The following is a 26083-nucleotide window of genomic DNA, read 5'->3' as shown; positions in this document are numbered from 1 at the left end:
GTGTTCAATCTAGGGGTGAGCAACGCAGTCGCCGTCTTCGACGTCATCGACGAGGTCATCGCCCCGCTGTCGGCCGAGGTGCCGGAGCGGCCCTCGGTGATGGAGTTCTACGACCCCGAGTTCGAGATCCCGCCGGTGCTGGCGGACACCGGACCGCTGCCGGGCCGGCACTCCGCACCGCCGGCCGAGCGGAGCCTCGCGGACGAGGTGGAGCAGTACACGCGGTTCGTCGCCGGAATGGCCGCGATCGGACTCGCGCCGGGTGGCGAGGTCACCGCGGAAGCCGTCGGGCTGTACCGGGCGCTGCGCGGTGGGTTCATCCGCGGCGTGGTCACCGGGGTCTTCCCGGCCCGGGCCAAGCCGTGGGAGGTGCGGTTCTTCGGCGACGAGGACTACACCACGGTCCTGCACAAGCTGGGCAACCGCGCGCGGCTGCGGTCGGGCTTCCTCAGCGAGCTGCCGGGCTGGGTGTTCGACGGGCTGCCCGACCGGCCGCCGGGGCCGGGGGAGCACCTGCGCATCGAGACCGACGAGCGCGGTCTGATCCCACGCCGGTGCGAGCGGGCGGTCGAGCTGATCCGGGAGTGCGCCGCCCGGCCGCGGCTGGGCACGGTGCTGGTCGACCTCGCGGTGCGCAACGCGATCCTGGCCGAGTACCCGCACGGCGCGTTCGGGCTGGTGGACAACGACCTCGGCCGGTACCAGTTCAGCGCCGCGGTGGGCCGGAACGGACGCTGGACGGTCACGTGGGGTCCGGCGTCGCGGAGCACGGCCGAGCAGTGGATCGTCGAGGCGGTGCAGAGTCATGCCTGAGCGCGTGTCCCCGGAGCCGGCGCAGCTGGGTCTCACGGTCCGCGACGCGATCCTCGCCGCGGCCGAGCTGATCAGCGATGTGCCGATACCGCGGAGCCCCGCGGCGGCCGGGAAGCTGGCGGCGGCCGATCGGGAGGAGGTGGGAGGGCATGGCTGAGCGCACAGCGGCGCGGGAGCTGCTCGAGCTGGCCGCCGGGCCGGTGCTGGTGGCGATGCCGGACCGTGAGCCGGTCGACCGGCTGTACAACCCGGACGTCAGCGACCACGACATCCTGGTGCACGGCCCGGTGTCGGACGACCCGGCGGACCTGGTCGCCGAGGTCGAGCGGCACGTGTCGTGGGCCGCCTGGATCGACGGCACGCCGTTCGGGGAGGACGGCGAGCTCAACGAGATCGGCTTCGAAGTGGTGTCGCTGATGCTGCGCGGTTCGGTCCGGGCGGCGCTGTGCGGCGTATTCGACGAAGGGCCGGAGACCGCGGACATCCGGTGCTACGCCGACGGCGAGCGGGCCTTCATGATGGGCTCGCTTCCGGGCCGCACGGCGATCCACCTGGCCGACTTCGAGGACCTCCCGGAGATGCTGGTGGCCGAGCTGCCGGACGCCCCGTTCGGCGATTCGGCTCGCGCGATCTGGGTCTCGGTGGACGAAGACGGCCTGGTCCACGACGGCCAGGACGACGACGTGGGCGCGATGCGCGAGCTGCTGGCCCGCCCGCGGTCGGGCACGGCGGTGCTGGACATGCTGGCGTTCGGCGGCCTGTGCGCGGAGTTCCCCGACCACGGGTTCGTCCTGGTCGACACGGACCTGGGCCGCTTCGCCCTGGCCGCACTGGACCGCGGAGAGGGGCGCCGTCAGCTGGTCCTGAGCCCCTTCAGCCGCGGCATGCTCCGCGACTGGTGCCGGAAGATGATCGACCTCGGCCACGAGGAGGTGCCTGAGCAACCCTGAGCAACGCGCTCCTGGGCACACCGTCCCGCGGGATACGGCATGAGCTCCCGCGGCCGGAGCCGGTCAGCAGGTCAGCCGGGCTGTCACGATCCATGCCCGCGCGCAGGCATCCGGCCAAGCCCGCGCGCCGGCTCCAGGCCGCCCCGTCCGCGGCCCGATCGCGCACCGCCAAACTGGCCACCCCAGGCCGCCGCCTGGCCAACACCGCCCGGCGTCGATGTGATCGGTTTCACTACAATCAGTCACCATCGGCGGTCGACCCGGCCACCGGCGGGCTGGACACTGCAGTGGGTTCGGGTGCGGGCTTGCGCTGCGTGACGGACCATCCACTGGAGACAGAGCCATTGGGCGGATGCGTTATCCGCCAGCGTCGCTACCCTGGAAAGGCGAGGACATTCAGTAGTGAGGTGGTCACCATGAGCGCGAACGGTGAGGCTCCCTTCTTCAATGCCCCCGAGCTCACTCAGCGCGACGGCACTCTTTCCGAAGCTCCCGCCGAGATGTTCGCGGATCCGGTCTCCGGGCTGGTCACCGCGGCGCCCGAACCACGCACCGCGATTCCGAATGGCCACGACTCGGTCGCCGTCCCGGTGGCCGGGCCGGTGCAGCCCGACGAAGAAGTCGTGCGCCGGATGGTCGAGGAGACGCTCCGCGAGGAGAACGCCGGGGTCAGGGCCCCGGGGCCGATCCCGCCGGCGGGCACTTTGGGCGAGGGCGCTGCGCAGCCGCTGGGGTTGCTGCCGCGGCAGCGGAACCGGCGGCGCACCTGGCCGACCCGGCCGCCGCAATTGATGCGGCCCGTCCGGCAGGATCCGCTGGTGGAGGACGACGTCGACGATGTCGATTTCGTGCCCGTCAAACGGCGGAAGCTGGCGAGGATGCCGTCGGTGTCGATGCCGGCGTTCAACCGGCCGTCGTCGAGTGCGGCCGGGGTCATGCTCGCTGTGGCGCTGCTGATCGTGTTCGGTTTGGTCGCCATCGAGATGGTGTCCAGCCTGGTCAGCAGCGTGACCGGACTGTTCGACTAGCGTCCGTTCGCTGTTCGTCACCTGCCCCGCACCACGGGGTCGTGCCGCGCGCCAGAGGCCGATCGGGCTACCCTGGCTTCACGGTCGGGTCCTCATGAGGGCGTCGGCGCCGCGGTGACTAGTGGGGTGGGCGTATCAGCGAGGGCGTGCGTTCAGTACCCGGGGCGGGCCCGGGTGCGTCGTCGGGCGCCGAGGCGTCCACGATCAACCGGGTCCGTCGGGTACTGGCGATCAAACCTTTCCGGCGGCTCTGGGGCGTTACGTACCTGTGCAGCGTGGCCGACTGGCTGAACATCCTGGCCCTCACCGGCCTGGCCACGAAGCTGACCGACAATTACTTCGCCCAGAACTTCGCGTTCGTCGGCGTCGTGCTGACCGGCCTGGCGCCGGGGCTGCTGTTCGCCCCGGTCGGCGGGCTGCTCGCCGACCGGTTCGACCGGCGCAAGGTGATGGTGGTCGCCGACCTGCTGCGGTGCGGTTTCCTGCTGTCCATCGCGATCGTCGGCGCGCCGTGGTGGCTGCTCGTCGGCAACTTCCTCGTCGGCAGCGCGTCGAGCATGTGGATCCCGTCCAAGGAAGCGGCGGTCCCCAACCTGCTTCGCCGGCCTGACCAGGTCGAGACGGCCAACCAGCTCGGCATGGTGATGACGTACGGTCTCGCGGTCATCACCGCGGCCGGCGCGAACGCGATCATCACCGGCTTCAACACGACGTTCCACTTCTTCCCCAACGACAACGCGAGCCTCAGCATCGCGAAGCTGGTCGTCATCATCACCGGCCTGCTCTACCTGGCCAGCGCGATCATCATCGCCACCCGGATCCCCGAGCTTTCGCTGCGCAACGTGCACGCGTCGCCGGAGGAGAAGGCCAAGCAGGCCGACGAAGAGAAGTTCGGCGTCGGCCAGATGATCGCCGACGGCTTCCGGTTCATCCGCAGCACGCCGCTCGTGCGCGGGCTGCTGGTCGGCGCGTTCGGCGCGTTCGCCGCCGGTGGTGCCGTGATCGGCTCGGCCAAGCCGTACTCCTCGAGCCTGCTGGCCGGCGACTCGGCCTTCAACCTGCTGGTGCTGGCCGTCTTCCTCGGCCTGGCCACGGGCATGGCGGCCGCGCCGAAGCTCGCCCGGCGGCTCGCGCACGACCGGTTGTTCGGCATCTCGATCATCGCCGCCGCACTCTCACTGCTGGTGGTGGCGTTGTCGCCGCACCTGACCGTCTCGCTGATCGCCGTGTTCTTCGTCGGTATCTGGGCCGGGACGGCATTCCTCACCGGCGTCACGATCATCGGCTCCCGCGTCGAGGACGCCATCCGCGGCCGCATCAACGCCATCTACCAGCTGCTGATGAAGCTGGTGCTGTTCGGCACCACGGTCACCGTGCCGCTGCTGATCGGGCTGATCCAGCAGCAGAAGGTCACCGTCTGGGGTGGCCAGGTCACCATCGACGGCACCCGCCCGGTGATGCTCGGCGGCGCCGCGATCGCGCTGGTCGCCGGACTCTTCGCCTACCGGCAGATGGACGACAAGCGCACCGAGCCGATCCTGTCGGACCTGCGCAACGCGCTGCGCCGCACGCCGCGCCGGGTCAACGGCTTCCTCATCGCCGTCGAGGGCACCACCGCCATCAACACCGCGATCCAGGCCGTCAACCTCGCCGACTGGCTGCGCGGCGGGACGCGACCCGTCGTCGTCGCCGCCGATCCGGCGCTCGACGACCAGCGGCTCACGGCGCTCGTCTCCGGCGCGTCGCTCACCGGGGCCCGGGCGCAGGCGCTGGCCGCCGCCGCGGTGCGGGCCGACATCGTCGAGCGGCACGTCCAGCCGGCGCTCGACGCCGGTTCGGTGGTCGTCATGGAACGGTTCGTCGACTCGCCGCTGGCGCACCTCTCCGCTGTCGCCGGGCTGGACAGCGACGAGCTCGAAGGCCTCGCCGACTGGGCGACCGGTCGCCTGCGCCCGGACCTGACCGTCCTGCTCGACTCCGCCCCGAACGGGATGCCCCGCGACAAGTCGGCCAAGCTGAACGACCAGTGGCGTGTCCAGCACCTGCTCACCGAGATGGCCGCGGCCGACCCGGACCGGTACGTCGTGATCGACGCCGACGGCACCGACGTCGAGGTCGCCGAGCGCATCCGCACCGCACTGCGCGCCGTGTTCGTCGGCCGCCTGGCCGCACTGGCGCCGACGACGGAGAAGCCGGTGACGCTGCCGCTGGAAACGCTGCCCATCGAGACCCCGGAAGAGCCTCGCGTGGAGGCGAAGTGACGACGACCGAACGCATCGGCGTCTGGAACCAGCTGGTCGGCCAGGAGCCTGCGGTCGAAACGCTGAGCGCGGCCGCATCAGCCGCGGCCAAGATCGTCGCCGGCGAGCCCGCTCCGCCGGGTGCCATGACGCACGCCTGGCTGCTCACCGGCCCGCCCGGCTCCGGCCGCTCGGTGGCCGCGCGGACGTTCGCCGCGGCCTTGCAGTGCAGCACCGGCACCGGCTGTGACGCCTGTCCGGGCTGCCACACGACGATGGCGGGCACCCACGCCGACGTCCGGCTCGTGGTGCCGGAAGGCCTGTCGATCTCGGTCGCCGAGATGCGCGCGCTGGTGCAGGCCGCCGCGCGCCGCCCGACCACCGGCAAGTGGCAGGTCGTGATCATCGAGGACGCGGACAGGCTCACCGAAGGTGCGTCGAACGCCCTGCTGAAGGCCGTCGAGGAGCCGCCGGACCGCACGGTGTTCCTGCTGTGCGCGCCGTCGGACCACCCCGAGGACGTCTCGGTGACGATCCGTTCGCGCTGCCGCTTGGTGTCGCTCCGGACGCCGCCGCCCGAGGCGATCGCCGACGTCCTGGTGCGCCGCGACGGCGTCGACCCGGAGCGCGCGCAGTGGGCCGCTTCGGTCTGCGGCGGCCACGTCGGCCGCGCGCGCCGGCTCGCCACCGATGAGGCCGCGCGGCAGCGCCGGGCCACCGTGCTGCGGATCCCGCTCGGCCTTCGCCGGGCGAGTGACGTCTTCACGTGCGCCGACCAGCTGATCAGCGCGGCCGAGGCCGACGCGGGCGAAGCGAGCAAGGACCGCGACGAGGACGAGCGCAACGAACTGCGGACCGCGATGGGCGGCGACGGCATCGGCAAGGGCGTCGCCGGCGCCAAGCGGGCCGCCGAAGCCGCCGTCAAGCAGCTCGAGAAGAAGCAGAAGTCCCGCGCCACCCGGACCCAGCGCGACACGCTCGACCTGGCGCTGGTCGACCTCCTGGGGTTCTACCGCGACGTCCTGGTGACGGCGACCCGCTCCGGCGCGACGCTCAACCACCCGGACCACGCCGACGAGATCGCCGAAGCGGCGTCGTCGTGGACCTTGGAGTCGACGCTCCGCCGTCTCGAAGCGGTGCTGGAATGCCGCGAGGCGATCGACCTGAACGTGAAGCCGCGCATCGCCATCGAGGCGATGGTCACGACGCTTCGCCAGGGCTGAACGCGAAGAACCCCGCCGAGAAGTTCCCGGCGGGGTCCCCGTGGGTCAGTCGCGCGGACGCGGTGACGGCTTGAACGGCTTGTCCGCGACGGCGACGGCCAGCGGACGACGTCGGCCGCCCGGCATCGCGGCCACCATGACCACGCCGAGCAGCAGCATCGCGGTGCCCGTCCAGAACAGCGGGACCGTGTCGTACGCGCCGCCGGTGTAGGCGAGGTTCTTCACCGGCCCCTTCGGCGCTTCACCGCCCGCCGGCGGCGGCGGCGACGTCGTGCCGCAGACCACGCCGCCGGTCGGCGCGTACGCCCGGGCGATCTGCTCGCCGAGCGACAGCTGCGCCAGCGACGACGGCAGGTTCTTCGCCTGGTCGTCCGGCAGCAGGCTCTTGAGCTTCGTCGTCGGCAGCAGCTGCAGGTCGAACATCCGCGCCGACGCACCCAGCTGGAAGCCCGCGAACGGCGTGGTCATGTTCGCGGACTTCTGGTCGAGCCCGGCGATGCTCAGCCGCAGCACACCGAGGTCGAGCACGGTGCCCGCGGTGGTCCCGACCTGCTGGACCTGCCCGGCCGCCGTGGCGAGCAGGCCGCCGACGACCGGGATGTCCTTGACCGCGCCGAACTGGTCGCTCAGCGGCTTCAGCGGCAGCCCGATCGGGACGTCCTTCGTGGGGTGCGCCGCGTCGAGCGTGTAGAGCACCTTGCCGCCGGCCTCGATCGTCAGCACCGGCGCGGTGTACTCGACCTTGGACGTCTTCGCGTCGCCGGTGGAAGTCACCTTGAGCGTCGGCTGGCTGACCACCTTGACGCTCAACGCCAGCGGCGTGCCCTTGAGGATCTCGATGTCCGCGGCCTGCAACGTCGACGTCGACTGCACGGCCTTGTTCTTCGATCCCGGGATGTCGACCAGCTTCACCTGCGACCGCGACGACAGCGTGTTCGGCAGGCTCAGCAGCGACCCGGTGCCGTCCGCGGCGGTCTGCCCACCGCCCTGCAGCAGGCCACCGAGGCTCTGCAGGCCCTTGGCCAGGTCGAACCCGCTCGCCAGCGAGCCAGGGTCGAGCTTCGGCTTGAGCGCGTCCAGACCGAGGTTCGGCATCGACGGCACGACGTTCAGCAGCGACAGGCTCGCCACCGACGTGCTGGCGTCGGCGATGGTGTCGACGCACGGCCCGAGCGTCGGGCTCCACCGCGCGTGCGCGCTCCCGTTGAGCAGACCGACGTTGAGCAACGGGTTCGACGGCGCGTTGAGCCCACCGCTGATCGGCTGCGGGTTGTCCGGCAACGCCGTCTGCACAACGCTCCCCGGCGTCTGCGGCGCGTTCCCGCCCACCGACACCCCGAACGGCGACGCCTGCGCGATCGCCTTCTCATAGCTCAGATAGGCATCGGAGTTCGCCGACGCGCTCGACAGGCCCATCCCGGCCTCGAGCGCCGACTGCTTCGGCAGCGTCTGCCCGAACCCCGGCAAAATCGTGCTCGTCGGCACGGCATTGGGCAGCAACCGGATGATTCCGAGCGCGGTCCCGGCATCCCCGACGGCCTGCCCGAGCGGCTGCGGCCCGATCGGCGCCGAGATGGGCGCCTGCCCCGGACGCGCCGGCTGCGGAATGGGCGTGGTCGGATAAGCCGGGTCGGCATGGGCCTGCGCCGCGCTGAACAGGAGCAACGCCGCAGCCGCCGGCAGGGCCACCGAACGGGGCAGAGTTCGCCGCATGTGCCAGAGCCTCCAGATAGTGTCGACCGGGACGTGAGACCGACGTCATAGGGCCCTAACGACGGTCCCCCCGAAAAGTAACGTCGCCAGCCTCCGCTACACTGGACCCCGTCGCCGGCGCGAGCCGGAGACATGCCGCCTTAGCTCAGTCGGCCAGAGCGATTCACTCGTAATGAATAGGTCAGGGGTTCGATTCCCCTAGGCGGCTCCGCAGGTCAGGCCCCATCCGAGACACCTCGGGTGGGGCCTGACTCGTCTGGTGGGCGTCTAAGGCGCCTGGTCGGTGGGTGGAGAAAGTTCCGCAGGTTCGCCCATCACGGGGAAGTCCAGTCCGTTGCGATCGCGCCCGACGGCTGCCGGGTGGATCTTGCTTTCCGATGGACCAGCTTCGTCACGGCGATGCTGCTGTGCTCGACCAACCGCGAGATCACCTGGATCGGCGTACCCCAAGCCCGAGCGGCGATCTGGCGGGCGGTGAGCCCGGCGTCGTCGAGCGAGGTGGTGAGCGTTTGCGCAGGGTCTTGAAGGCGACCCACTCGCACCCGGCCCGCCGGCGGAATGGCAGCCATTGCCGGTTGGTCAGGTTCTGGAAGCTCGGGTACCCGCCCCGGCTGTTGCAGGTGATCGGGCCGGTCGGTTTCGGCGCCCGGAGCCGGTCGCGCCGGTCCACGAGCATCACCACGTACCAGTCCGGAAGCGGGATGCCCCGTTCCGCGTTCGTGGTCTTCCCGTCGTTCTTGATCGCGCTCCTGCGCGCGCCTGGATCAGGCTCCTATGGAGCCGCGGACGAGGTCCGAGAGGTCCGCCGCGATCGCTTCATCGTCGGTGTCGAGCCTGTCCAGGAGGTCGAACAGCTCCTCGATCGTCAGGGATCGCGCCCTGGCCTTCTTGGTCTTCGCGCGGCCGGGTGGAGCCTTAGCCCTTGGTGCGTCACTCGTAGAGGGTATTGACCGGAATGCCGAAGTGCTCGGGCAAGGAAGGAAAGCGGAGCGAGAGCTTATCTTTGCCAAGCGTATAACTCTTTTCGACGCGGAATACGCGTCGTGACGTTCCGGCACGCAGACCTGACCGGCGGTGTGGATGACCCGTTGCGGAGACCGGCTAAAAGCCACTCCCAGAGGTCGCCCCGACGGCACGGCAGAGGATTCCGAGCCGCTCTGAGCTAGACGGGCACCAGATCCGTCCAAGCGAAGAAGCGAGGGTCGGCTGCGTTCCGCGAGTGCCGTCGAGCCCGTCTTCTTCGAACGTGCGGAGTCCTCAGACCGGGCGGTAGCTGAGGATCATGGTGCCGCTGGAGCCGCGCGTGACGTCGAGCAGTTCCAGGCGCCGCAGCTGGTCTTCCTCGGGGATCAAGCGCTCCTTGCCCGAGCCCGCGAACACCGGGTGGACCAGGATCGTGAGCACGTCGAGCAGACCGTCGGCGATCAGCGAGCGGACCAGGCCCGGGCTCCCGTAGACCCCGATGTCCTTGCCGGGCTGGTTCTTCAGCTTCGTGATCTCGCCTGCGACATCGGTGTTGATCAGCGTGCTGTTCTCCCACTCGACCTTGTCGAGGGTGGTGGACACGACGTACTTCGGTGTGCTGTTGATGAACTTCTTGAACCCGATGCCCTTCTCGGCGGTCGGCCAGTAGCCGGCCCACTCCTCATAGGTCGTGCGGCCGAGCAGCACCGCGTCCTGTGATTCCTGTTTCGCGGCCAGATCCGCGCCCATTTCGTCGTCGTAGTCGAACTGCCACACGTCCGGCGACTCGACGACTCCGTCCAGGGTGTAGAAAAGCCAGGCGACGACCTTGCGCATGGGACAGCTCCCGAGAATCGGCATTGGTACGCGCGTATTCAACCCGATGCGTCCGGACCACGCTACTTCGGTCCATCATTGGTGCGGAACGACTCCGCCCGACGTGAGGAATTCACAAAGATTCCGGCCTGCGGCCGACGAAGAGCAGGTAACCCAGTTCCGGCACCAGACCGGCGGGGTCGCGGAACAGGTCGAGGATCGGGATGACGGCCTCGCCGTACTGCGCCAACAACTCGTCGTAGCGCCGTTCGACGGTCTCGAGCACACGGAAGCCGGTCAGCTGGACGTGCTTGCTGATGTCGTTGAACTCCACCAGCTCCAGCCCCGACTCGGCCACCAGCTCGCGGTAGGCGTCGGCGTAGAGCAGCGGGCTCGCGTGCATGGCGTCCAGGTGCTCCTGCACCAGCCGCGCGTTCTCCTCGGACATCGGGGCGAGCTGCAGCTGGTCGGTGACCACGATCCGGCCGCCGGGGCGCAGCACCCGCGAGGACTCGCGGAGCACGCGCAGCCGGTCCATGTGCATCAGCGACTCGAAGATCCAGACCACGTCGAAGGAGCCGTCGGGGAACGGCAGGCTCGCGGCGTCGGCGTACTCGAACCGGACGCGCTCGCCCAGCCCCTTGTCGGCGGCGCGCTGGTTGGCGTCGTCGATCTGCTCCTGGTTGTTGGAGATGCCGACGATCTCCGCGGGCGAGCTCTGCGCCAGCCGGAACGCGGGCAGTCCGACGCCGCAGCCGATGTCGAGCAGACGGCCGCTGCCGAGGCCGGACTTCTCGATGACCAGGTCGGTCAGCCGCTCGGTCGCCTCCTGGATCGGGGTCTGGTCCTCCTCGGACTCCCAGTAGCCCTGGTGGAAGTTCTCGCCCCACACGTCGAGGACGACCTTGTTGCTCAACTGGTAGAACTCGTCGGTGTCCGTGGCGGTGGGCGCACCTGAGTCTGTCGTCACAGTTCCTCCTCTATACGGCAGAACCCATGGTCCCGCCACGACCGGCAGCCGTCTTCTCAGCCGATGCGGATTTCGCGGGCGAACGTGCGGAGAGGCGGCCCAGTGGTCCCAACGCCACAGGCACCCCGAACCGGCACGGGCGACCACCCCGTCGTCGGACATCTCGAACTCGCCGAAGTCCAGGACGTACAGCGCGCCGTCCGGACCGAACGCCACGTCGATCGGGCGGTTCAGCGGCAGGTCGGTGGTCAGCCGCCGGGTCGACCCGTCCGCCGGGTCCACCCGCAGCAGGTCGCGGCCGATCGGGGGCCCGCCCGCGGGCAGGCACATCGGGACCTCGTCGCCGAACAGGGTGACGATCAGGTGGCTCAGCAAGTGGTTGGCCCCTGCCCCCGAGGGCGGGGGCCTTTCCTGCTTTCGCCCGTCCTGTCGGGGCGCAGCCCCCGCAGGACCCCTCCGCGGCGAGCGCCCGGACCTCCTGTCTGGTCGCGTTGCGTCGTTAGGCGCAGCTCCGTGTGAGATCCACCCGTACGGGGACAACCTACGAGACGGCGAAGGGCCCCCTGCTTGTGGCTGGGGGCCCTTCGGGTGGCTGGGGGTTACTTCGGGGGAATCAGCTTGACCACCGTGGCCTTCGCGTCGCCGCGGGGGGTTCGGTAGGTGATTTCGTCGCCGGCCTTGCGGCCCACCAGGGCAAGGCCCAGGGGGCTGTCCGACGTGATCGCGTCCGCGTCCTCGCCTGGGACCGTCACCACCTGGAACGTCTCTTCGTCTCCGTCGGAGAAGCGGAGGGTCACCATCGTGCCGTCCGGGAGCTGGGAGTTGCCGTAGCCGCCGTGCTCCATCTTGGCCGCCAGTTCGGCGATCTGGCGGTCCAGCCGGGCGGCGGACTCCGCCCGGTCGATCACGTCCGCCTGGTCCGCCGCGTCCCCGGTGCGTTCCTGCTCGCCGGGTTGCGGCGCGAGAGCTTCCCGCTGTGAGCGCAAGTTCGCGATTTCCTTCTCCAGCTGGCTGCGCGCAGCCGGGCTGAGCCCCTTGTCCCCTGAGATCACCATGCCGGGCATTGTCCGCTGCACGGACCGGGGTGGCCAATCCGGTTTTTCACCCGAAAGCCGCGCGCAGGACGTCTGCCCTAGGATTTCGGGTTCGGCGTCCAGGAAGAAGGTAACGAGAATCACCGTGAGCGCAGTCCCCGGTCGCAGCGAGCGGCTCTCACCGAACCAGCTGGCGAAGCAGGACCAGATCGTCGAAGCCGCCCGCGTCGTGCTCGCCCGTGACGGGCTGGCGGGGTGCACCGTCCGGGCCATCGCCGACGCCGGGCCGCTCACCAAGAGCGCGATCCACTACTACTTCGCCGACATCGACGTCCTCATCGACCGGGCGATGGCCGCGCACATCACCGCCTTCGCCGCGGGCCTGCGCGAGGTCGCCGCGAAGCACGACGAACCCCGCGAGCGGCTCTTCGCCGTCCTCGAGGAGTACCTGAGCGTCTTCGCCGCGAACCCCAACGCCGCGTTCCTCTGGTTCGAGTACTGGATCGCCGCCGGACGCGCGCAGCACCCGCAGGCCATCGACGTGATGCTCACGTCGCTCACGGAACTTCTCGCCGAACTCCTCGCCCCGCTCGACGTCGACGACCCGCGCGCCAGGGCCCGCGCGCTCCTGTCCTACCTGCTCGGCACGGTCGTCCAGCAACGCGTGCGCCCGCGGTCGTTCGCCACGCTGCGTGCCGACATCGAGGCGCTCTGCTTCGCGAACTACGGGTAGAAACCGCCAATAGATCCGTACTGCTCCGGATTGCGTACTACGTCCGGCTCCGGCCAAGGTCGAAGGACCCCCGAGAGCAGGAGACGTGATGCGCACACGAACGTGCATGGCAGCGGCCGCGGCCGTCCTCTTGGTGCTCACCACCGGCGGCCCGGCCGGTGCCGCCCAGCCCGGCGGACCGCAGGTGTACGAGGTGACCGGCGCCGCCACCGCGCAGCAGCGCACCGAGGTCGCCCGGACCGGCGCCGACATCCTCGACGCCGACGGCGCGACGACCACCGTCATCGCCAACCCCGGCGAAGCGACCCGGCTGCGCGCCCTGGGCTTCGGCGTCAAGGCACTCGGCAAGGTCAACCGGCCGCAGGGCACCGCCACCGTCGAGGACTTCCCGGCCGGCTACACCGGCTACCACACGTACGCGGAGACGCAGACCGAGCTGCAGAAGGCCGTCGCCAACTACCCGGCGCTCACCAAGCTGGGCAGCGCCGGCACCTCGTACGAAGGCCGCGCCCTCTCGCTGATCAAGATCAGCGACAACGCCGCCACCGACGAAAACGAGCCCGAGGTGCTCTTCACCTGCAACCAGCACGCGCGCGAGCACCTCACCACGGAGATGTGCCTGCACATCGTCCAGCGGCTGACCAGCGGGTACGCGACGGATCCGGCGATCAAGCGGCTCGTCGACAGCACGGAGATCTGGGTCATCCCCAGCGTCAACCCGGACGGCTCCGAGTACGACATCTCCGGCGGCACGTTCCACAGCTGGCGCAAGAACCGCCAGGGCCCCGGTACCGACACCAACCGCAACTGGGGCTACAAGTGGGGCTGCTGCGGCGGCTCGTCGGGCTCGACGTCCAGCGAGACCTACCGCGGCACGGCGGCGTTCTCCGCGCCCGAGACCCGGGCCGTCTCGAACTGGGTGAACTCGCGGGTGGTCGGCGGCGTCCAGCAGATCAAGACGCACATCGACTTCCACACCTACTCCGAGCTGGTGCTCTGGCCGTTCGGCTACACCTACGCCGACACCGCGCCGGGTCTGACCGCCGCCGAGGCGCAGAAGTTCCAGACGCTCGGCAAGCAGATGGCCGCGACCAACGGCTACACGCCGGAGCAGTCCAGCGACCTGTACATCACCGACGGCAGCGTCAACGACTGGATGTGGGCGACGCACAAGATCTGGAGCTTCACCTTCGAGATGTACCCGAAGGGCAGCAGCCCCGGCTTCTACCCGCGCGACACCCAGATCGGGCCGCAGACGACCCGCAACGACCAGGCCGTCGACATCCTGATCAACGCCGCGATCACCGGCTGAGGCGGTTTAGGGTGCGGGCATGCCTCTGTTCTCGTTCGAAGGGCTCAGCCCGCAGGTCCACCCGGACGCCTGGATCGCGCCCACCGCCACCCTCATCGGCGACGTCGTCGTCGAGAAGGACGCCTCGATCTGGTACGGCGTGGTGATCCGGGCCGACTTCGGCCGGATCGTCATCCGCGAGGGCGCCAACATCCAGGACAACTCGGTGATCCACGTCAACGACGGCGTCTGCGAAGTGGGCAAGAACGTCACCGTGGGCCACCAGTGCCTGGTGCACGACTGCACGATCGGGGAGCAGGCACTGATCGGCAACGGCTCGACGGTCCTCGACAAGGCGAAGATCGGCGCGCGGGCACTGGTCGCCGCCGGGGCGACGGTCACGCCGTCGACGGAGGTGCCGGAAGAGGTGATCGCGATGGGCAGCCCGGCGAAGAAGTTCGTCCCGCTGACCGACTCGGCACGGATGTGGGTCGAGCACAACGCGGCGATCTACCAGGAGCTGGCGCGCCGGCATCGCGCGGGAACAAAACCGGTTTGACCTTCCAGTAACTGGAGATCCTAGCTTCGGGGCATGGCTCCGAAGAAGAAACTCACCCACCAGGTCACCCTGGAACTCACCGCGGGCAACGCCCCGGTCGTCGACCTCGGCAAGATGCTGGGGCAGACCGGGGTCAACCTCGTCGAGATCAAGAAGACCTACGACGCGGCGACAGCGGCCCAGCGCGGCGACATCGTGCCGGTGGTCGTCTCGGTGTTCGAGGACCGCTCGTTCGCGCTGCGCCTCAAAACGCCACCCACGTCGTTCCTCATCAAGAAAGCGTTGGGGGACAAGGGTTCTTCGCGACCCGGGCACGAGGTCGCGGGCAAGCTGACGGAAGCTCAGCTGCGCGGGATCGCCGAGCGGAAGCTGCCGGACCTCAACACCTCCGACGTCGAGGCGGCGATGCGCACGATCGCGGGCACGGCCCGGTCGATGGGTGTCGTGGTCGTGCCCTGAACCGCGCGTAAATCGAGGTTCGAGCGGTGTGGACTACGCTGTTCCCGCAGCAGCGACTGGCGCCATCGAGGTGGAGCACCACCGGGAAGCGACGACGAGGCCGGCACCGCGCGCCTGGGTGAAGGCCACTCCAGAGCCGGAGTACGCCATGACACACCAGCCGAAACTGAATGCCCTCGCCGCCGGCGATCCCGCCATCGCCGGGCTCGTGGAGGACGAAGCCAAGCGGCAGCACGACAAGATCCGCCTGATCGCGTCGGAGAACTACGTCTCGCAGGCCGTGCTCGAAGCCACCGGGACCGTGCTCACCAACAAGTACTCCGAGGGCTACGCGGGCAAGCGCTACTACGAGGGCCAGCAGTTCATCGACCAGGTCGAGCAGCTCGCCATCGAGCGCGCGAAGGCCGTGTTCGGCGCCGACCACGCGAACGTCCAGCCGTACTCCGGATCGCCGGCGAACCTGGCCGTGTACCTCGCTTTCGCGCAGCCGGGCGACACCGTGCTCGGCATGGCGCTGCCGGACGGCGGCCACCTCACGCACGGCTGGAGCGTGTCCGCCACCGGCAAGTGGTTCACGCCGGTGCGGTACGGCGTCGCCAAGGAGACCGGCCGCGTCGACCTCGACCAGGTACGCGACCTCGCCCGGCAGCACCGGCCGAAGCTGATCTTCGCCGGTGGCACGGCGATCCCGCGCACGATCGACTTCCCGGCGTTCGCCGAGATCGCCGCCGAGGTGGACGCGGTGCTGGTCGCCGACATCGCGCACATCGCCGGGTTGGTTGCGGGCGGCGCGCACCCGTCGCCGGTCGGGCACGCGCAGGTGATCACGACGACCACCCACAAGACCCTGCGCGGCCCGCGCGGCGCGATGATCCTCTCCGACGCCGACCACGCCAAGGCCGTCGACAAGGCGGTGTTCCCCGGGCTGCAGGGCGGTCCGCACAACCACACGACCGCGGCGATCGCCGTCGCGCTCGGCGAAGCGCAGCGCCCGGACTTCAGCGAGTACGCGCACCGGATCGTCGCGAACGCCCGCGCGCTGACCGACGCGCTGCTGGCCTGCGGTTACGACCTCGTGTCCGGCGGCACGGACAACCACCTGCTGCTGATCGACCTGACGAACAAGGGGGTCGCGGGCAAGCCGGCCGCGCAGGCCCTCGACCGCGCGGGCATCGAGCTGAACTACAACACGGTGCCGTTCGACCCGCGCAAGCCGTTCGACCCGTCCGGTATCCGCCTTGGCACGTCCGCGATCACGACCCGCGGCCTCCGGCCGGAGCACCAGGTCGAGGTGGCGGCGTGGATCGACCGCACGATCACCGCGGCGGCCGCCGACGACGAGTCCGCGCTGGACACGATCGCCGCGGAGATCCGCGAGTTCCTGGCGCCGTTCCCCATCCCGGGCTACTCCGCCTGAGCCAGCGCGTCGAGCACCAGCGCGTGCAGGGCCGGTGCGGTCGCGACGAAGCTGCCGGCCGACGGCGTCCACGGGGCGCCGCCGGCGGCGGTGACGACCGCGCCGGCCTCCCGCGCGATCAGGGCGGCGCCGGCTCGGTTGGCCGCGTCGCGGCCGTACTGCCAGAACAGGTCCAGCCGGCCGGCGGCGACGTCTGCGACCTGCCACGACGTCGGCCCGAGGTTCCGCACCGCCGCGACTTCCCCGAGCACCGCGGTCAGCGACCGCCCGGCCGCTTCCGCGACGCTCTCCAGCCTCTACGGCTTCGTGACCGGCCTCGACGTCCCGTCCGCCGAGGTCACCGTGCTCGCGCGAGCCGTCAAGCGGCGAGGAGACCCGGCTCACACAATATTTGATTGCACAGTACAAGCTTCCCGAGGAATACTTGGCTCAGGCAAGTAGTTGAGCGGTACAAGCAACTACGCGGAGACTTCCCGAGGGAGACCACCATGAGCGACACCACCACGGCGGAAGGAGCAGCCGCGACGAACGGCAAACTGACTCACCGCCAGATCCTCACCGTCCTGTCCGGGCTGATGCTCGGCATGTTCCTCGCCGCACTCGACCAGACCATCGTGTCGAGCTCGATGCGCACCATCGCCGACGAGCTCCACGGCCTGTCCCTGCAGGCCTGGGCCACCACGGCGTACCTCATCACCGCCACGCTCTCGACGCCGCTGTACGGCAAGCTGTCCGACCTCTACGGCCGCAAGCCCATGTACCTGACGGCGATCTCGCTCTTCCTGGTCGGCTCGCTGGCCAGCGGCATGGCGACGTCGATGTACGAGCTCGCCGCGTTCCGCGCCTTCCAGGGCCTCGGTGCCGGTGGCCTGATGTCGCTGGCGCTGGCGATCATCACCGACATCACCGCGCCGCGGGAGCGCAGCAAGTACCAGGGTTACTTCATGGCGGTCTTCGGCATCTCGAGCGTCGCCGGCCCGGTCGTCGGCGGGTTCTTCGCCGGCATCGACACCTTCGCCGGCATCACCGGCTGGCGCTGGGTCTTCCTGGTCAACGTCCCGATCGCGCTCGCCGCGCTGGTCGTCGTCACCAAGGTGCTGAACCTCCCGCACACCCGCGTCGACCAGAAGGTCGACTACTGGGGCGCCGTGGCGCTGGCCGTGGGCCTGGTGCCGCTGCTGGTCGTCGCCGAGCAGGGCCGCGAGTGGGGCTGGGGCTCCGCCGCTTCGATCGCGATGTACGTCGTCGGCGCACTGGGTGTGACTGCCTTCGTGTGGATCGAACGCCGGATGGGCGACGCGGCCCTGCTGCCGCTGCGCCTGTTCCGGCGGTCCGTGTTCCGGATGTCGACGATCGTCACCGTCGTGCAGGGCGCCGGAATGTTCGGCGCGATGATGTCGCTGCCGCTGTACCTGCAGATCGTCAAGGGCGCGACGCCGACCCAGGCCGGCCTCCAGATGCTTCCGCTGACGCTCGGCATCATGATCGCGAGCCTCGGCAGCGGCGTGGTGATCTCCCGGACCGGCCGGTACAAGATGTTCGCGGTGGCCGGGATCGGCTTGATGGCGGCGGCGCTGTTCGCGCTGTCGACGATCACCGTCGACACCTCGCTGGCCCTGGTCATGGTGATCGCCTTCGTGATCGGCCTCGGCCTCGGGGCCTCGATGCAGACGCTGGTGCTGGCCGCGACCAACGACGTCCGTCCGCAGGACATCGGCGTCGCCACCTCGGCGGCGACCTTCTTCCGGCAGATCGGCGGCACGGCGGGCACCGCGGTGTTCCTGTCGATCCTGTTCGGCACGGTCGGCGACCGGATCGCGAACGCCATCCGCTCGGCGATGACCACGCCGGCCTACACGGCGGCGCTGGCGCAGCACCCGGAGTTCGCGAAGCAGCTGCAGAGCGGGCTGGACGTCAACGACACGTCGTTCCTGTCCACCCTCGACCCGACGCTGGCCCGGCCCATCCTGCAGGGCTTCGCCGAGTCGATGAGCACGGTGTTCCTGGTCGGCGGGATCGTGCTGACCGTCGGCTTCGCGCTGGTCTGGTTCCTCAAGGAGAAGCCGCTGTCGGACAAGTCGGCGATGGAGCAGCGCGCGGACGCCGAGGCCGACGCCGCTCCGGCGCTGGCCCTGGCGCACTGACCACGGGAAATGAAGTGTTACGGGGGCTCCGGGTGGCGGAGCCCCCGACCTGGGGCGAAGCCCCGGTTGTCAAAGGCCCCCTCGGGAGATCCCGAGGGGGCCTTTTCCGTGCGGGCTAGTGGGCCGAGCCGCCGTTGGCCGCTTCCTTGGCCAGGCGGTCGGTCTCGCGCTCGTACGACCGGGCGATCTCGGCCTCGGCCTCGGCGCGGCCGACCCAGGACGAACCTTCGACGCTCTTGCCGGGCTCCAGGTCCTTGTAGACCTCGAAGAAGTGCTGGATCTCCAGCTTGTGGAACTCGTTCAGGTGGTGGATGTCGCGCAGGTGCTCCAGGCGCGGGTCGGCGCTGGGCACCGCGAGGACCTTGTCGTCCGGGCCCTTCTCGTCGGTCATCCGGAACATGCCGATCGCGCGGCAGCGGATCAGGCAGCCCGGGAACGTCGGCTCCTGGACGAGGACGAGCACGTCGAGCGGGTCGCCGTCCTGGCCGAGGGTGTCGTCGATGAAGCCGTAGTCGGCTGGGTACTGCGTGGCCGTGAACAGGGTCCGGTCCAGCTTGATGCGGCCGGTCTTGTGGTCGACCTCGTACTTGTTGCGCTCCCCTTTGGGGATTTCGATCGTGACGTCGAACTCCACGCCGTCCTCGCTGCTTCTTCTCGGATCCGGGCCCCGGATGTCACCTCCCCGCGTCGCGGGCGGCAACCTTCATGACTGTCTTGACGTCTCCTAGTGTGGACTACGCCCTGCAGCGGGGCCGCATCGATGTCGGCCACGCGGCATGTGAGCTTGGCCCCTCTCGGGGCAGGTGAGAAGGAGTGGTGGGTGCCGGAAAACGATCAGCCGATGTGGCCTTCGTCGGACGAAGACCGCTCGTCGTCCGGCGTGCGGAAGACCACCCCGATGTCGCTGCCCGACCCGCCGGAGAGCGGCGGGAATCGCGCGAGCGTGCCCAAGGTCACAGGCAGTGAGCCCCCGAAGGGATCGTGGTTCGCGCCGAACGTCCCGCCCGAGCCGGTCCCCGGCCTCAACGCGCCCGCGGAGGAGCCGGAGACCGCGGCGGCGCCCGAGCCCCCGACCCCGGCCAAGCAGGACCTCGCCGACCGGCTCGGCAGCCGCAAGCCGAAGCAGCAGCCGCCGGTGTCGACGCAGCCACCACCCGCGGAAGAGGGCACCCAGTACATCCAGGTCGAGCAGCCCGAGCCGAAACCGGCCGCGCCGGCGCCGGCCGAGGAGAGCACCCAGTACATCGAGGTGAAGCGGACGCCGGTGGTGCCGGTCGAGCGCCCGGTCCGGCCTCCGGAGCAGCCGGAGGAGCCGCAGCAGCAGTGGCGTGAAGAGCTGCAGCACTGGCGTGCGGAGCAGCAGCGCCGTGACGAGCAGCTGAACCGCGGGGGAGCACAGCCTCCGCGCGAAGAGGCCCCGCCGGAGCAGCGCACCGACGCACCCTGGAGTCAGCGCATCGAGCTGCGGGAGGACCGCGCCGGCGACCGTCCGGCCGAACCGGGTGACCGCCGTCCCGGGCTGCCGCCGGAGCCGCCGCGCGGGGTGGTGCCGTCGGCGTCCGCCGGGTCGCTGGCCCGGCCGCAGCGGATCGAACCGGACGGGCAGCGGTTCGACGCCGAGGCGACCGTCGGGATCGAGCGGCCCAGCCAGTTCCCCGGCGTCTTCCAGCAGCAGCCCCAGCCCCGGAACGAACCGGCCCGGACCGACCAGCCACCGCCCGCCGAGCCCCCGGCGCCGCCCGCGGCCGAGGCGTCGTCCACCGACGGGCCGCCGAAGAAGCGGCGCAAGGGCAAGCTGATCGCGCTCGCCGTGGTCGTCCTCCTGGTGCTGGCCGGGGCCGGGGTCGCCGCGGCGACGCCGAAGGTGGCGAACCGGCTGAGCCTGCCGTGGGCGCCGAACGCGCCCAAGGGCGACGCGCCGTCGCCGGTCGCGGCCACGCGTCAGCTGCAGGGGCCTGCCACGTCCGGGACGGCGCCGACCGCGAACGGCGTCAAGTCCGCGCTGGCCTCGGCGGCCGGGAACAGCGCGCTCGGGCAGCTCACCGGCAGCGTGACCGACCCGGTGACCGGCACCGTGCTGTGGGACCACAGCTCGTCGACGCCGGTGACACCCGCGTCGACGACGAAGGTGCTCACGTCCGCGGCCGCGCTGCTCTCGCTGGATCACGACCTGCGGCTTTCGACGAAGATCGTGCAGGGCACCGACCCGGGCACGGTGATCCTGGTCGGCGGCGGCGACACGACGCTCACCAGCCTGCCGCTGGGCACCGACTCCCCGCTGTACCCGGGCGGTGCGCACGTCGACGACCTCGTCGCGCAGGTCAAGAAGGCGGTGCCGGGCGTCAAGAAGGTGCAGGTCGACCTGACGCTGTTCAAGGGACCGACGACCGCGCCGGGCTGGGAAGCGGGCGACGCGCCGTCGACGTACGCGACGCAGATGTCCCCGGTGATGGCCGACGGCGGCCGCATCAACGCCAAGGACAACAACTCGCAGCGCACGGCGAACGCGGGCAGCGCGCTCGCGTCGACGATCGCCTCGAAGCTGGGTGCTTCGGCGGGGGGCCAGGCGACCGCGCCCAAGGACGCGAAGGTGGTCGGCGAGGTCAAGTCGGCCCCGCTGACCGAGCTGGTGTCCGACCTGATGGTGCTGTCCGACGACGTCCTCGCCGAGGCGATCGCCCGGCAGGTCGCGCTCGCGAACGGTGAAGAAGCCAGCTACGCCGGCGGCGCCAAGGCGACGATCAAGGTCCTGAAGGACCACGGCTTCGACGTCTCGGGTGTCACGCTCTCCGACGGCAGCGGCATCTCGTCGCAGAACCGCATCCCCGCGCGGCTGCTGACCCAGCTCCTGGCGGCCGCGGCGGCCCCGGAGGGCAAGAACCCGGGCACGGCGAAGCTGCGCCCCGTGCTGGCCGGCCTCCCGGTGGCCGGTGGCTCGGGCACCCTCGCCGACAAGCGGTTCGACACGCCGGCATCGCAGGCGGGCCGGGGCTGGGTGCGGGCCAAGACGGGCACGCTCACCGGCGTGAACACCCTCGCCGGGCTGGTCCTCGACCAGGACGGCCGGGTGCTGGTGTTCGCGTTCATGTCCAACGGCTCCGACACCGAACCCGGCCGCGACGCCATCGACGCCCTCGCGACGAGCCTCCGCAAGTGCGGCTGCGCGTAGCGGCGGACGCCGAACCGTACGAAGATCGTGGCCGGAAACCGACACCGGGCAGGTAGCGTCGGAAGGGTGAGTCAGGAAACGCAGACCCGGCCCATGGTCGACTGGGCGATCGCCGCGCAGACCGGCGCGTTGCTGGTGCGCGGCGGTCCGCAGGTGCCGCGCGAACGGGCCGATGAGGCCGTCACCGACCTGCGCGAGCTGACCGTCGAGGCCGAAGGGCACGTGCGGCAGCTGACGAACCTGGGTCTCGACCTGCCGCTGCTGCCCGGCGAAGTCGTCGACCGCCCCGGCTGGGTCCGGTCCGCCGCGGCCGGGCTGGACGCGCTGACCGGGCGGGCGCTGCCGCAGCAGGGCGGCCCGCTCGGCCCGATCCTGGCCGGCGGCGCCGGCGTGCAGACCGGGCTGGTGCTCGCGTTCCTCGCCAGCCGCGTCCTCGGCCAGTACGACCCCTTCGGCGGTCCCGAGCGCGCCGGCACGCTGCTGCTGGTGGCGCCGAACGTCGTCGCCGCCGAGCAGGCGATGGACGTGCCCGGCCACGACTTCCGGCTCTGGGTCTGCCTGCACGAATGCACCCACCGGCTCCAGTTCACCGCGGTCAAGTGGCTGCGCGACTACTTCGCCGACGAGGTCGAGCGGCTCGTCTCCGGCCTCGCGGGCGGCGGCACCGACAGCCTGGCCGACCTGGTCGGCAGGCTGCCGGACGCGATCAAACAGGGTCCGAAGCTGAACCTCGCCGAGCTGCTCCAGTCACCGAAGGAACGCGCGGTGTTCGACAGGCTGCTCGCGCTCTCGACGCTCCTGGAGGGGCACGCCGACTACGTGATGGACGCCGTCGGGCCGCAGGTCGTGCCGAGTGTCGACACGATCCGCGCGCGGTTCACCGCCCGGCGCAAGGGCGGCGGCGTCTTCGACCGGCTGCTGCGGGCGCTGCTCGGCGTCGACGCGAAGATCCGTCAGTACGAAGAAGGCGCGAAGTTCACGAAGCACGTCGTGGACGCCGTCGGCATGGACGGCTTCAACGCCGTCTGGCGGTCGCCGAACACCCTGCCGTCACGGGCCGAGATCGCCGACCCGGCCGCGTGGGTCCGGCGCCTGCACGGATGACCGGGCAGGCGGTCGCGGCCGTCCGCCGGGCCGTGCGCGGCTTCCTGGAGACGGTCGAGGTGCCGGCCGAGCTCTGCGTCGCGGTCTCCGGCGGCGCCGATTCCCTCGCGCTGGCCGAGGCGGCCGCGCACGTCGGGCACCACCGGGGGCACGTCGTCCGCGCGCTGGTCGTCGACCACGGCCTGCAGGAGGGTTCGGCCAAGATCGCGCTCGACGCGGCGGCCGCGGCGAAGTCGCTCGGCGTCGACGAAGCCGAGGTGCGCCAGGCCGACGTGACCGGCCCGGGCGGCCCGGAAGCCGCCGCGCGCAAGGCCCGCTACCGGTCGCTGGCCGGCCACGGCCTCGTGCTGCTCGGCCACACCCTCGACGACCAGGCGGAAACGGTCCTGCTCGGGCTCGGCCGCGGCTCCGGCCCGCGCAGCGTCGCCGGGATGCGGCCGCACGACCCGCCGTGGGGACGGCCGCTGCTCGCCGTCCCGCGGACGACCACCCGGGCGGCGTGCGCCGAGCTCGGCGTCGAGCCGTGGGACGACCCGCACAACGCCGAGCCGCGCTTCACGCGCGTCCGGCTGCGCACCGAAGTCCTGCCGCTCCTGGAAGACGTCCTCAACGGCGGAGTGGCCGCCGCACTGGCCCGCACGGCCGCGCAGCTGCGTGAGGACAACGAGGCGTTGGACACACTGGCGGACCTGATCTTCACCCGCGTGGGCGGCTCCGAAGGACTGGAAGCCGCCGTGCTCGCGGCCGAACCCGCGGCACTGCGGCGGCGGGTTCTTCGCAGGTGGCTGCTGCAATCGGGTGTGCGCGAGCTCACTGACGCGCACCTCCGCGCGGTCGACGGGCTCGTCGCCCGGTGGCGTGGTCAAGGCGGTGTCTGGTTGCCGGGCAACTTGGAAGCGCGCCGGGCACGTGGCAGGCTCTGCGTCATCTCCCAACCCACCACCCGAGGGGAATGACCCGTGTACGAGGGCGAAATCGCCTCCGTGCTCGTCACCGAGCAGCAGATCCAGGACAAGATCGCGGAGTTGTCGGAGCAGATCGCTGCCGACTACCCGGCCAACGGGCAGGGCGAACTCCTGCTGGTGGGCGTCCTGAAGGGTGCGGTCATGTTCATGACCGACTTCGCCCGTGCGCTGCCGTTGCCGACGCAGCTGGAATTCATGGCCGTGTCCTCGTACGGGTCGGCGACCTCGTCGTCCGGCGTCGTCCGCATCCTCAAGGACCTCGATCGCGACATCGCGGGCCGCGACGTCCTGATCGTCGAAGACATCGTCGACTCGGGCCTGACGCTGTCGTGGCTGCTGAAGAACCTCGCCAGCCGCAACCCCGCGTCGCTCGAGGTCGTTTCGCTGCTGCGCAAGCCGGAAGCGGTGAAGGTGGACGTGCCGGTGAAGTACATCGGCTTCGACATCCCGAACGAGTTCGTCGTCGGCTACGGCCTCGACTACGCCGAGCGGTACCGGGACCTGCCCTACATCGGCACCCTCGACCCGAAGGTGTACGCCTCCTGAGCCGACCGTTCACCGCAACTACCGGATTTGCGGAACCCCGGCTTCGCCGATTGCGTCATAGGCTCTGATCACGTGCGTTAACCTATGCGAAGACCAAGTCGTGCCCGCGGTGACCGGGTCGGGGGAACGGGAGAGAGCTCAGATGGGGAACAGCAGCGCTGCCGATGCGAACGCCTTCAAGGCCGCGGCCGCGGCGGGTCAGGTCGGGATCGACCCCGACGCCGCGCAGACCGTGCTGAACAAGATCCGCACCGGCAAGGATGCGGTCGAAGCCCTGCTCGCCGGCGCGGGCACGCTCGCCCAGCCGCCGCAGCTCGGCGACAACCCGGTCGGCCACGCGATCGCCGCGAAGTTCGTGCAGCGCGCGGACGGTGGCGGCGACTCCTACGCCGCCGCGCTGAAGAACCTGCTCGACCAGTACTCCGCCGCCGAAGAGGGCATCGTCACGGCGATGGCCCGGTACCACGAGATCGACCAGGCCGCGGCCGACCCGTTCCGCAACGCCTGAGTCCAGAGGGGAACTCGTAGTCATGGCTCCGAACCAAAGCGACCAGCCGTCGACGACCACTCCGGGCCCTGCTGGTCCGGGCTCGCTGGTCTCGCTCGGTGACAATTCGGCGTCGCAGAACATCGTCGAGAACGCCCGCGGCCGGTCCGACGGCTTCGACGTCGGCGACGACCGCGCGATCGCCAACCCGCCGAACTGGAACGCCCAGGAGAGCGATGAGCTCTACCACGCCGCGCGCGACAACAACGAGCCCGGCACGGCGGACGCGACCGGGCAGGTGTGGGCGCACCACGGTACCGAGCTGAAGCAGGCGTCGGACCACCTGTACAACGCGATCGCCGAGCTGGGCAACGCGTGGGTCGGCAAGGGTGCCGCGGGTGCGCAGGGCGCGCTCGTGGCGATCGCGAACTCCGGTTCGCAGGCCTCCGAGGCCGCGCACACGATGTCCGACCGGCTCCACCGGCAGTCCACGGCGGCCGCGGCGGTCAAGCAGATGCCGCCGCCGAAGAAGTTCGACCCGAAGCAGGCCATGGCGGCCGCGCTGGCCGGCGGCCCGGCGGCGATGCTCGCCGACCAGAAGGTGCAGTCCGACGCGGCCGACGACGTCAAGGCGCAGCAGGTCGCGATGTTCAACGCCTACACGCAGGCGATGAGCGAGATCGACAGCTCGACCCCGAGCTTCGGCCCGGAGTCGCTCGGCATGAAGCCGACGGCGTCGCACAACTCCGTGTCGTTCGGCGCGGTGAACTCCGTCGGCAGCATGGGTTCGGTGAGCAGCCTGCCGGGCGCGGGCGGCGCGGTCTTCGCCGCGAACGGCACGGGCTTCGGCGGCCACGGCGGCGCGTTCGACGCGCAGCACGCCGGCGTCGGCCCGAACGGCGGACACGGCGGCGTCGCGGGTGCGGGCTTCGGCCAGGACGCGGCGGCACTCGGCAGCGACGCACCCGGCGGCACGGTCGCGGGAGCCGGCACCGGCACCGGCGCGGGCCACGTCGGCTCGGGCAGCGCTCAGCCCGCCGGCAGCGGCACCAACCCGCTCGGCAAGGTCGGCATGGGCCTCGGCATCGGGGGTGCCGCCGGCGGCCTCGGCGCGCTGGCGTCCCGCGCGCTGGGCAAGGGCAGCAAGTCCGGCGCGAAGGCCGAGAACGAGACGACCTTGGCCTCGGCCGAAGGGCAGGGCCAGAGCGCCGCTTCGGCGCAGGGCCCGCAGCCGGGCCTCGTCTCGTCCGCGGGCACCATCGGCGGGCAGACGCCGCCGCCGATGAGCCCGGGCATGGGCGGCATGGCGCCGCGCGGTGCCCAGGGCGAGCAGGACGAGGAGCACACGCACGCGTCCTTCCTCATCGAGGCGGACCCGGACGAGGCCTTCGGAGCGAACCAGGCGACCCCGCCGCCGGTCATCGGCGCGTGGTCCGCGGACGACGAAGACCGCTGACAG

General features: G+C 70.7%; 25 protein-coding genes and 1 tRNA gene. 19 read left to right on the top strand and 7 right to left on the bottom strand.

Translation table 11 applies throughout. From position 1 onward, the window contains the following. Positions 1–15 precede the first annotated feature (15 nt). From AB0F15_RS10755 to AB0F15_RS10730, 6 genes are all read left to right on the top strand, one after another. Positions 16–813: an ESX secretion-associated protein EspG gene (locus tag AB0F15_RS10755; RefSeq protein WP_360268429.1), complete on the top strand. Its 798-nt coding sequence runs from the start codon at positions 16–18 to the stop codon at positions 811–813. Next, positions 806–970 carry a hypothetical protein gene (locus tag AB0F15_RS10750; protein ID WP_360268427.1) on the top strand — a complete coding sequence of 55 codons (165 nt, stop codon included), beginning with the start codon at positions 806–808 and terminating at the stop codon, positions 968–970. The genes AB0F15_RS10755 and AB0F15_RS10750 overlap by 8 nt, the downstream gene beginning before the upstream one ends. Then, entirely contained in the window at positions 963–1763 is an 801-nt protein-coding gene (locus AB0F15_RS10745; protein ID WP_360268424.1) for a hypothetical protein, read from the top strand. Before AB0F15_RS10750 ends, AB0F15_RS10745 begins: the two co-directional genes overlap by 8 nt. 92 nt (positions 1764–1855) lie before the next feature. Continuing rightward, the gene (locus tag AB0F15_RS10740) at positions 1856–2791 is read left to right on the top strand and encodes a hypothetical protein (RefSeq protein ID WP_360268421.1); all 936 of its coding nucleotides are present in this window, start codon (positions 1856–1858) and stop codon (positions 2789–2791) included. A 146-nt stretch (positions 2792–2937) separates the two neighbouring features. Continuing rightward, positions 2938–5052 (top strand): dTMP kinase, encoded by a 2115-nt coding sequence (locus tag AB0F15_RS10735; protein ID WP_360268418.1) that lies wholly within the window; start codon positions 2938–2940, stop codon positions 5050–5052. Continuing rightward, entirely contained in the window at positions 5049–6254 is a 1206-nt protein-coding gene (locus AB0F15_RS10730; protein WP_360268415.1) for a DNA polymerase III subunit delta', read from the top strand. Before AB0F15_RS10735 ends, AB0F15_RS10730 begins: the two co-directional genes overlap by 4 nt. 45 nt (positions 6255–6299) lie before the next feature. Here AB0F15_RS10730 and AB0F15_RS10725 read toward each other — a convergent pair whose 3' ends face one another. Then, complete coding sequence (locus AB0F15_RS10725) at positions 6300–7967, bottom strand: hypothetical protein (protein WP_360268412.1); 1668 nt, start codon at positions 7965–7967, stop codon at positions 6300–6302. Positions 7968–8101: 134 nt separating this feature from the next. Here AB0F15_RS10725 and AB0F15_RS10720 point away from each other — a divergent pair. Further along, positions 8102–8175 (top strand) — tRNA-Thr (locus tag AB0F15_RS10720). Between the two features lie 106 nt (positions 8176–8281). On the opposite strand, the gene AB0F15_RS10715 is transcribed toward AB0F15_RS10720, so the two are convergent. From AB0F15_RS10715 to AB0F15_RS10700, 4 genes are all read right to left on the bottom strand, one after another. Next, positions 8282–8536, bottom strand: coding sequence for a hypothetical protein (locus AB0F15_RS10715; protein ID WP_360268410.1), 255 nt, complete (start codon positions 8534–8536; stop codon positions 8282–8284). A 688-nt stretch (positions 8537–9224) separates the two neighbouring features. Next, positions 9225–9767, bottom strand: a complete 543-nt coding sequence (locus AB0F15_RS10710) for a dihydrofolate reductase family protein (protein WP_360268407.1) — start codon at positions 9765–9767, stop codon at positions 9225–9227. Positions 9768–9879: 112 nt separating this feature from the next. Beyond that, positions 9880–11091 (bottom strand): methyltransferase domain-containing protein, encoded by a 1212-nt coding sequence (locus AB0F15_RS10705; protein ID WP_360268404.1) that lies wholly within the window; start codon positions 11089–11091, stop codon positions 9880–9882. 224 nt (positions 11092–11315) lie between these two features. Next, on the bottom strand, positions 11316–11771 hold the full coding sequence (locus AB0F15_RS10700) for a GreA/GreB family elongation factor (protein WP_360268402.1): 456 nt from the start codon (positions 11769–11771) through the stop codon (positions 11316–11318). 124 nt (positions 11772–11895) lie between these two features. Here AB0F15_RS10700 and AB0F15_RS10695 point away from each other — a divergent pair, with 124 nt between their 5' ends. The 5 genes from AB0F15_RS10695 to glyA all read left to right on the top strand — a co-directional run bounded on the left by AB0F15_RS10695 (position 11896) and on the right by glyA (position 16209). After that, positions 11896–12483, top strand: a complete 588-nt coding sequence (locus tag AB0F15_RS10695) for a TetR family transcriptional regulator (RefSeq protein WP_360268399.1) — start codon at positions 11896–11898, stop codon at positions 12481–12483. 106 nt (positions 12484–12589) lie between these two features. Beyond that, on the top strand, positions 12590–13795 hold the full coding sequence (locus AB0F15_RS10690) for a M14 family metallopeptidase (protein WP_360268616.1): 1206 nt from the start codon (positions 12590–12592) through the stop codon (positions 13793–13795). A 19-nt stretch (positions 13796–13814) separates the two neighbouring features. Beyond that, the gene (locus AB0F15_RS10685; protein ID WP_360268397.1) at positions 13815–14333 is read left to right on the top strand and encodes a gamma carbonic anhydrase family protein; all 519 of its coding nucleotides are present in this window, start codon (positions 13815–13817) and stop codon (positions 14331–14333) included. A gap of 33 nt (positions 14334–14366) precedes the next feature. Beyond that, on the top strand, positions 14367–14792 hold the full coding sequence (locus AB0F15_RS10680) for a 50S ribosomal protein L11 (protein ID WP_360268394.1): 426 nt from the start codon (positions 14367–14369) through the stop codon (positions 14790–14792). Positions 14793–14940: 148 nt separating this feature from the next. Beyond that, on the top strand, positions 14941–16209 hold the full coding sequence (glyA, locus tag AB0F15_RS10675) for a serine hydroxymethyltransferase (protein ID WP_360268391.1): 1269 nt from the start codon (positions 14941–14943) through the stop codon (positions 16207–16209). On the opposite strand, the gene AB0F15_RS10670 is transcribed toward glyA, so the two are convergent. Next, positions 16197–16460: an inositol monophosphatase family protein gene (locus tag AB0F15_RS10670; protein ID WP_360268389.1), complete on the bottom strand. Its 264-nt coding sequence runs from the start codon at positions 16458–16460 to the stop codon at positions 16197–16199. The two genes, glyA and AB0F15_RS10670, sit on opposite strands and share 13 nt — an antisense overlap. A 237-nt stretch (positions 16461–16697) precedes the next feature. Here AB0F15_RS10670 and AB0F15_RS10665 point away from each other — a divergent pair, with 237 nt between their 5' ends. Next, the gene (locus AB0F15_RS10665; protein ID WP_360268387.1) at positions 16698–18353 is read left to right on the top strand and encodes an MDR family MFS transporter; all 1656 of its coding nucleotides are present in this window, start codon (positions 16698–16700) and stop codon (positions 18351–18353) included. A 115-nt stretch (positions 18354–18468) separates the two neighbouring features. Here AB0F15_RS10665 and AB0F15_RS10660 read toward each other — a convergent pair whose 3' ends face one another. Further along, the gene (locus tag AB0F15_RS10660; RefSeq protein WP_360268384.1) at positions 18469–18987 is read right to left on the bottom strand and encodes an inorganic diphosphatase; all 519 of its coding nucleotides are present in this window, start codon (positions 18985–18987) and stop codon (positions 18469–18471) included. Between the two features lie 186 nt (positions 18988–19173). On the opposite strand from AB0F15_RS10660, the gene dacB reads away from it, so the two are divergent. The 6 genes from dacB (at position 19174) to AB0F15_RS10630 (ending at position 26080) form a co-directional block, all read left to right on the top strand. Further along, positions 19174–21522, top strand: coding sequence for a D-alanyl-D-alanine carboxypeptidase/D-alanyl-D-alanine-endopeptidase (gene dacB, locus AB0F15_RS10655; RefSeq protein ID WP_360268382.1), 2349 nt, complete (start codon positions 19174–19176; stop codon positions 21520–21522). A gap of 93 nt (positions 21523–21615) precedes the next feature. Then, positions 21616–22626: a zinc-dependent metalloprotease gene (locus tag AB0F15_RS10650; protein WP_360268613.1), complete on the top strand. Its 1011-nt coding sequence runs from the start codon at positions 21616–21618 to the stop codon at positions 22624–22626. Then, positions 22623–23582 carry a tRNA lysidine(34) synthetase TilS gene (tilS, locus tag AB0F15_RS10645; RefSeq protein WP_360268379.1) on the top strand — a complete coding sequence of 320 codons (960 nt, stop codon included), beginning with the start codon at positions 22623–22625 and terminating at the stop codon, positions 23580–23582. The genes AB0F15_RS10650 and tilS overlap by 4 nt, the downstream gene beginning before the upstream one ends. Positions 23583–23585: 3 nt before the next feature. Then, on the top strand, positions 23586–24137 hold the full coding sequence (gene hpt / locus AB0F15_RS10640; protein ID WP_360268377.1) for a hypoxanthine phosphoribosyltransferase: 552 nt from the start codon (positions 23586–23588) through the stop codon (positions 24135–24137). Positions 24138–24279: 142 nt separating this feature from the next. Continuing rightward, positions 24280–24645, top strand: a complete 366-nt coding sequence (locus AB0F15_RS10635; RefSeq protein ID WP_360268374.1) for a hypothetical protein — start codon at positions 24280–24282, stop codon at positions 24643–24645. Between the two features lie 22 nt (positions 24646–24667). Further along, entirely contained in the window at positions 24668–26080 is a 1413-nt protein-coding gene (locus AB0F15_RS10630) for a hypothetical protein (protein ID WP_360268371.1), read from the top strand. Positions 26081–26083: the final 3 nt, after the last annotated feature.

Source organism: Amycolatopsis sp. NPDC026612 (assembly GCF_040638285.1).
Lineage (GTDB): Bacteria > Actinomycetota > Actinomycetes > Mycobacteriales > Pseudonocardiaceae > Amycolatopsis.
Note: the sequence above shows the minus strand (reverse complement) of the source record. Positions and strands in the feature narration are given on the sequence as shown.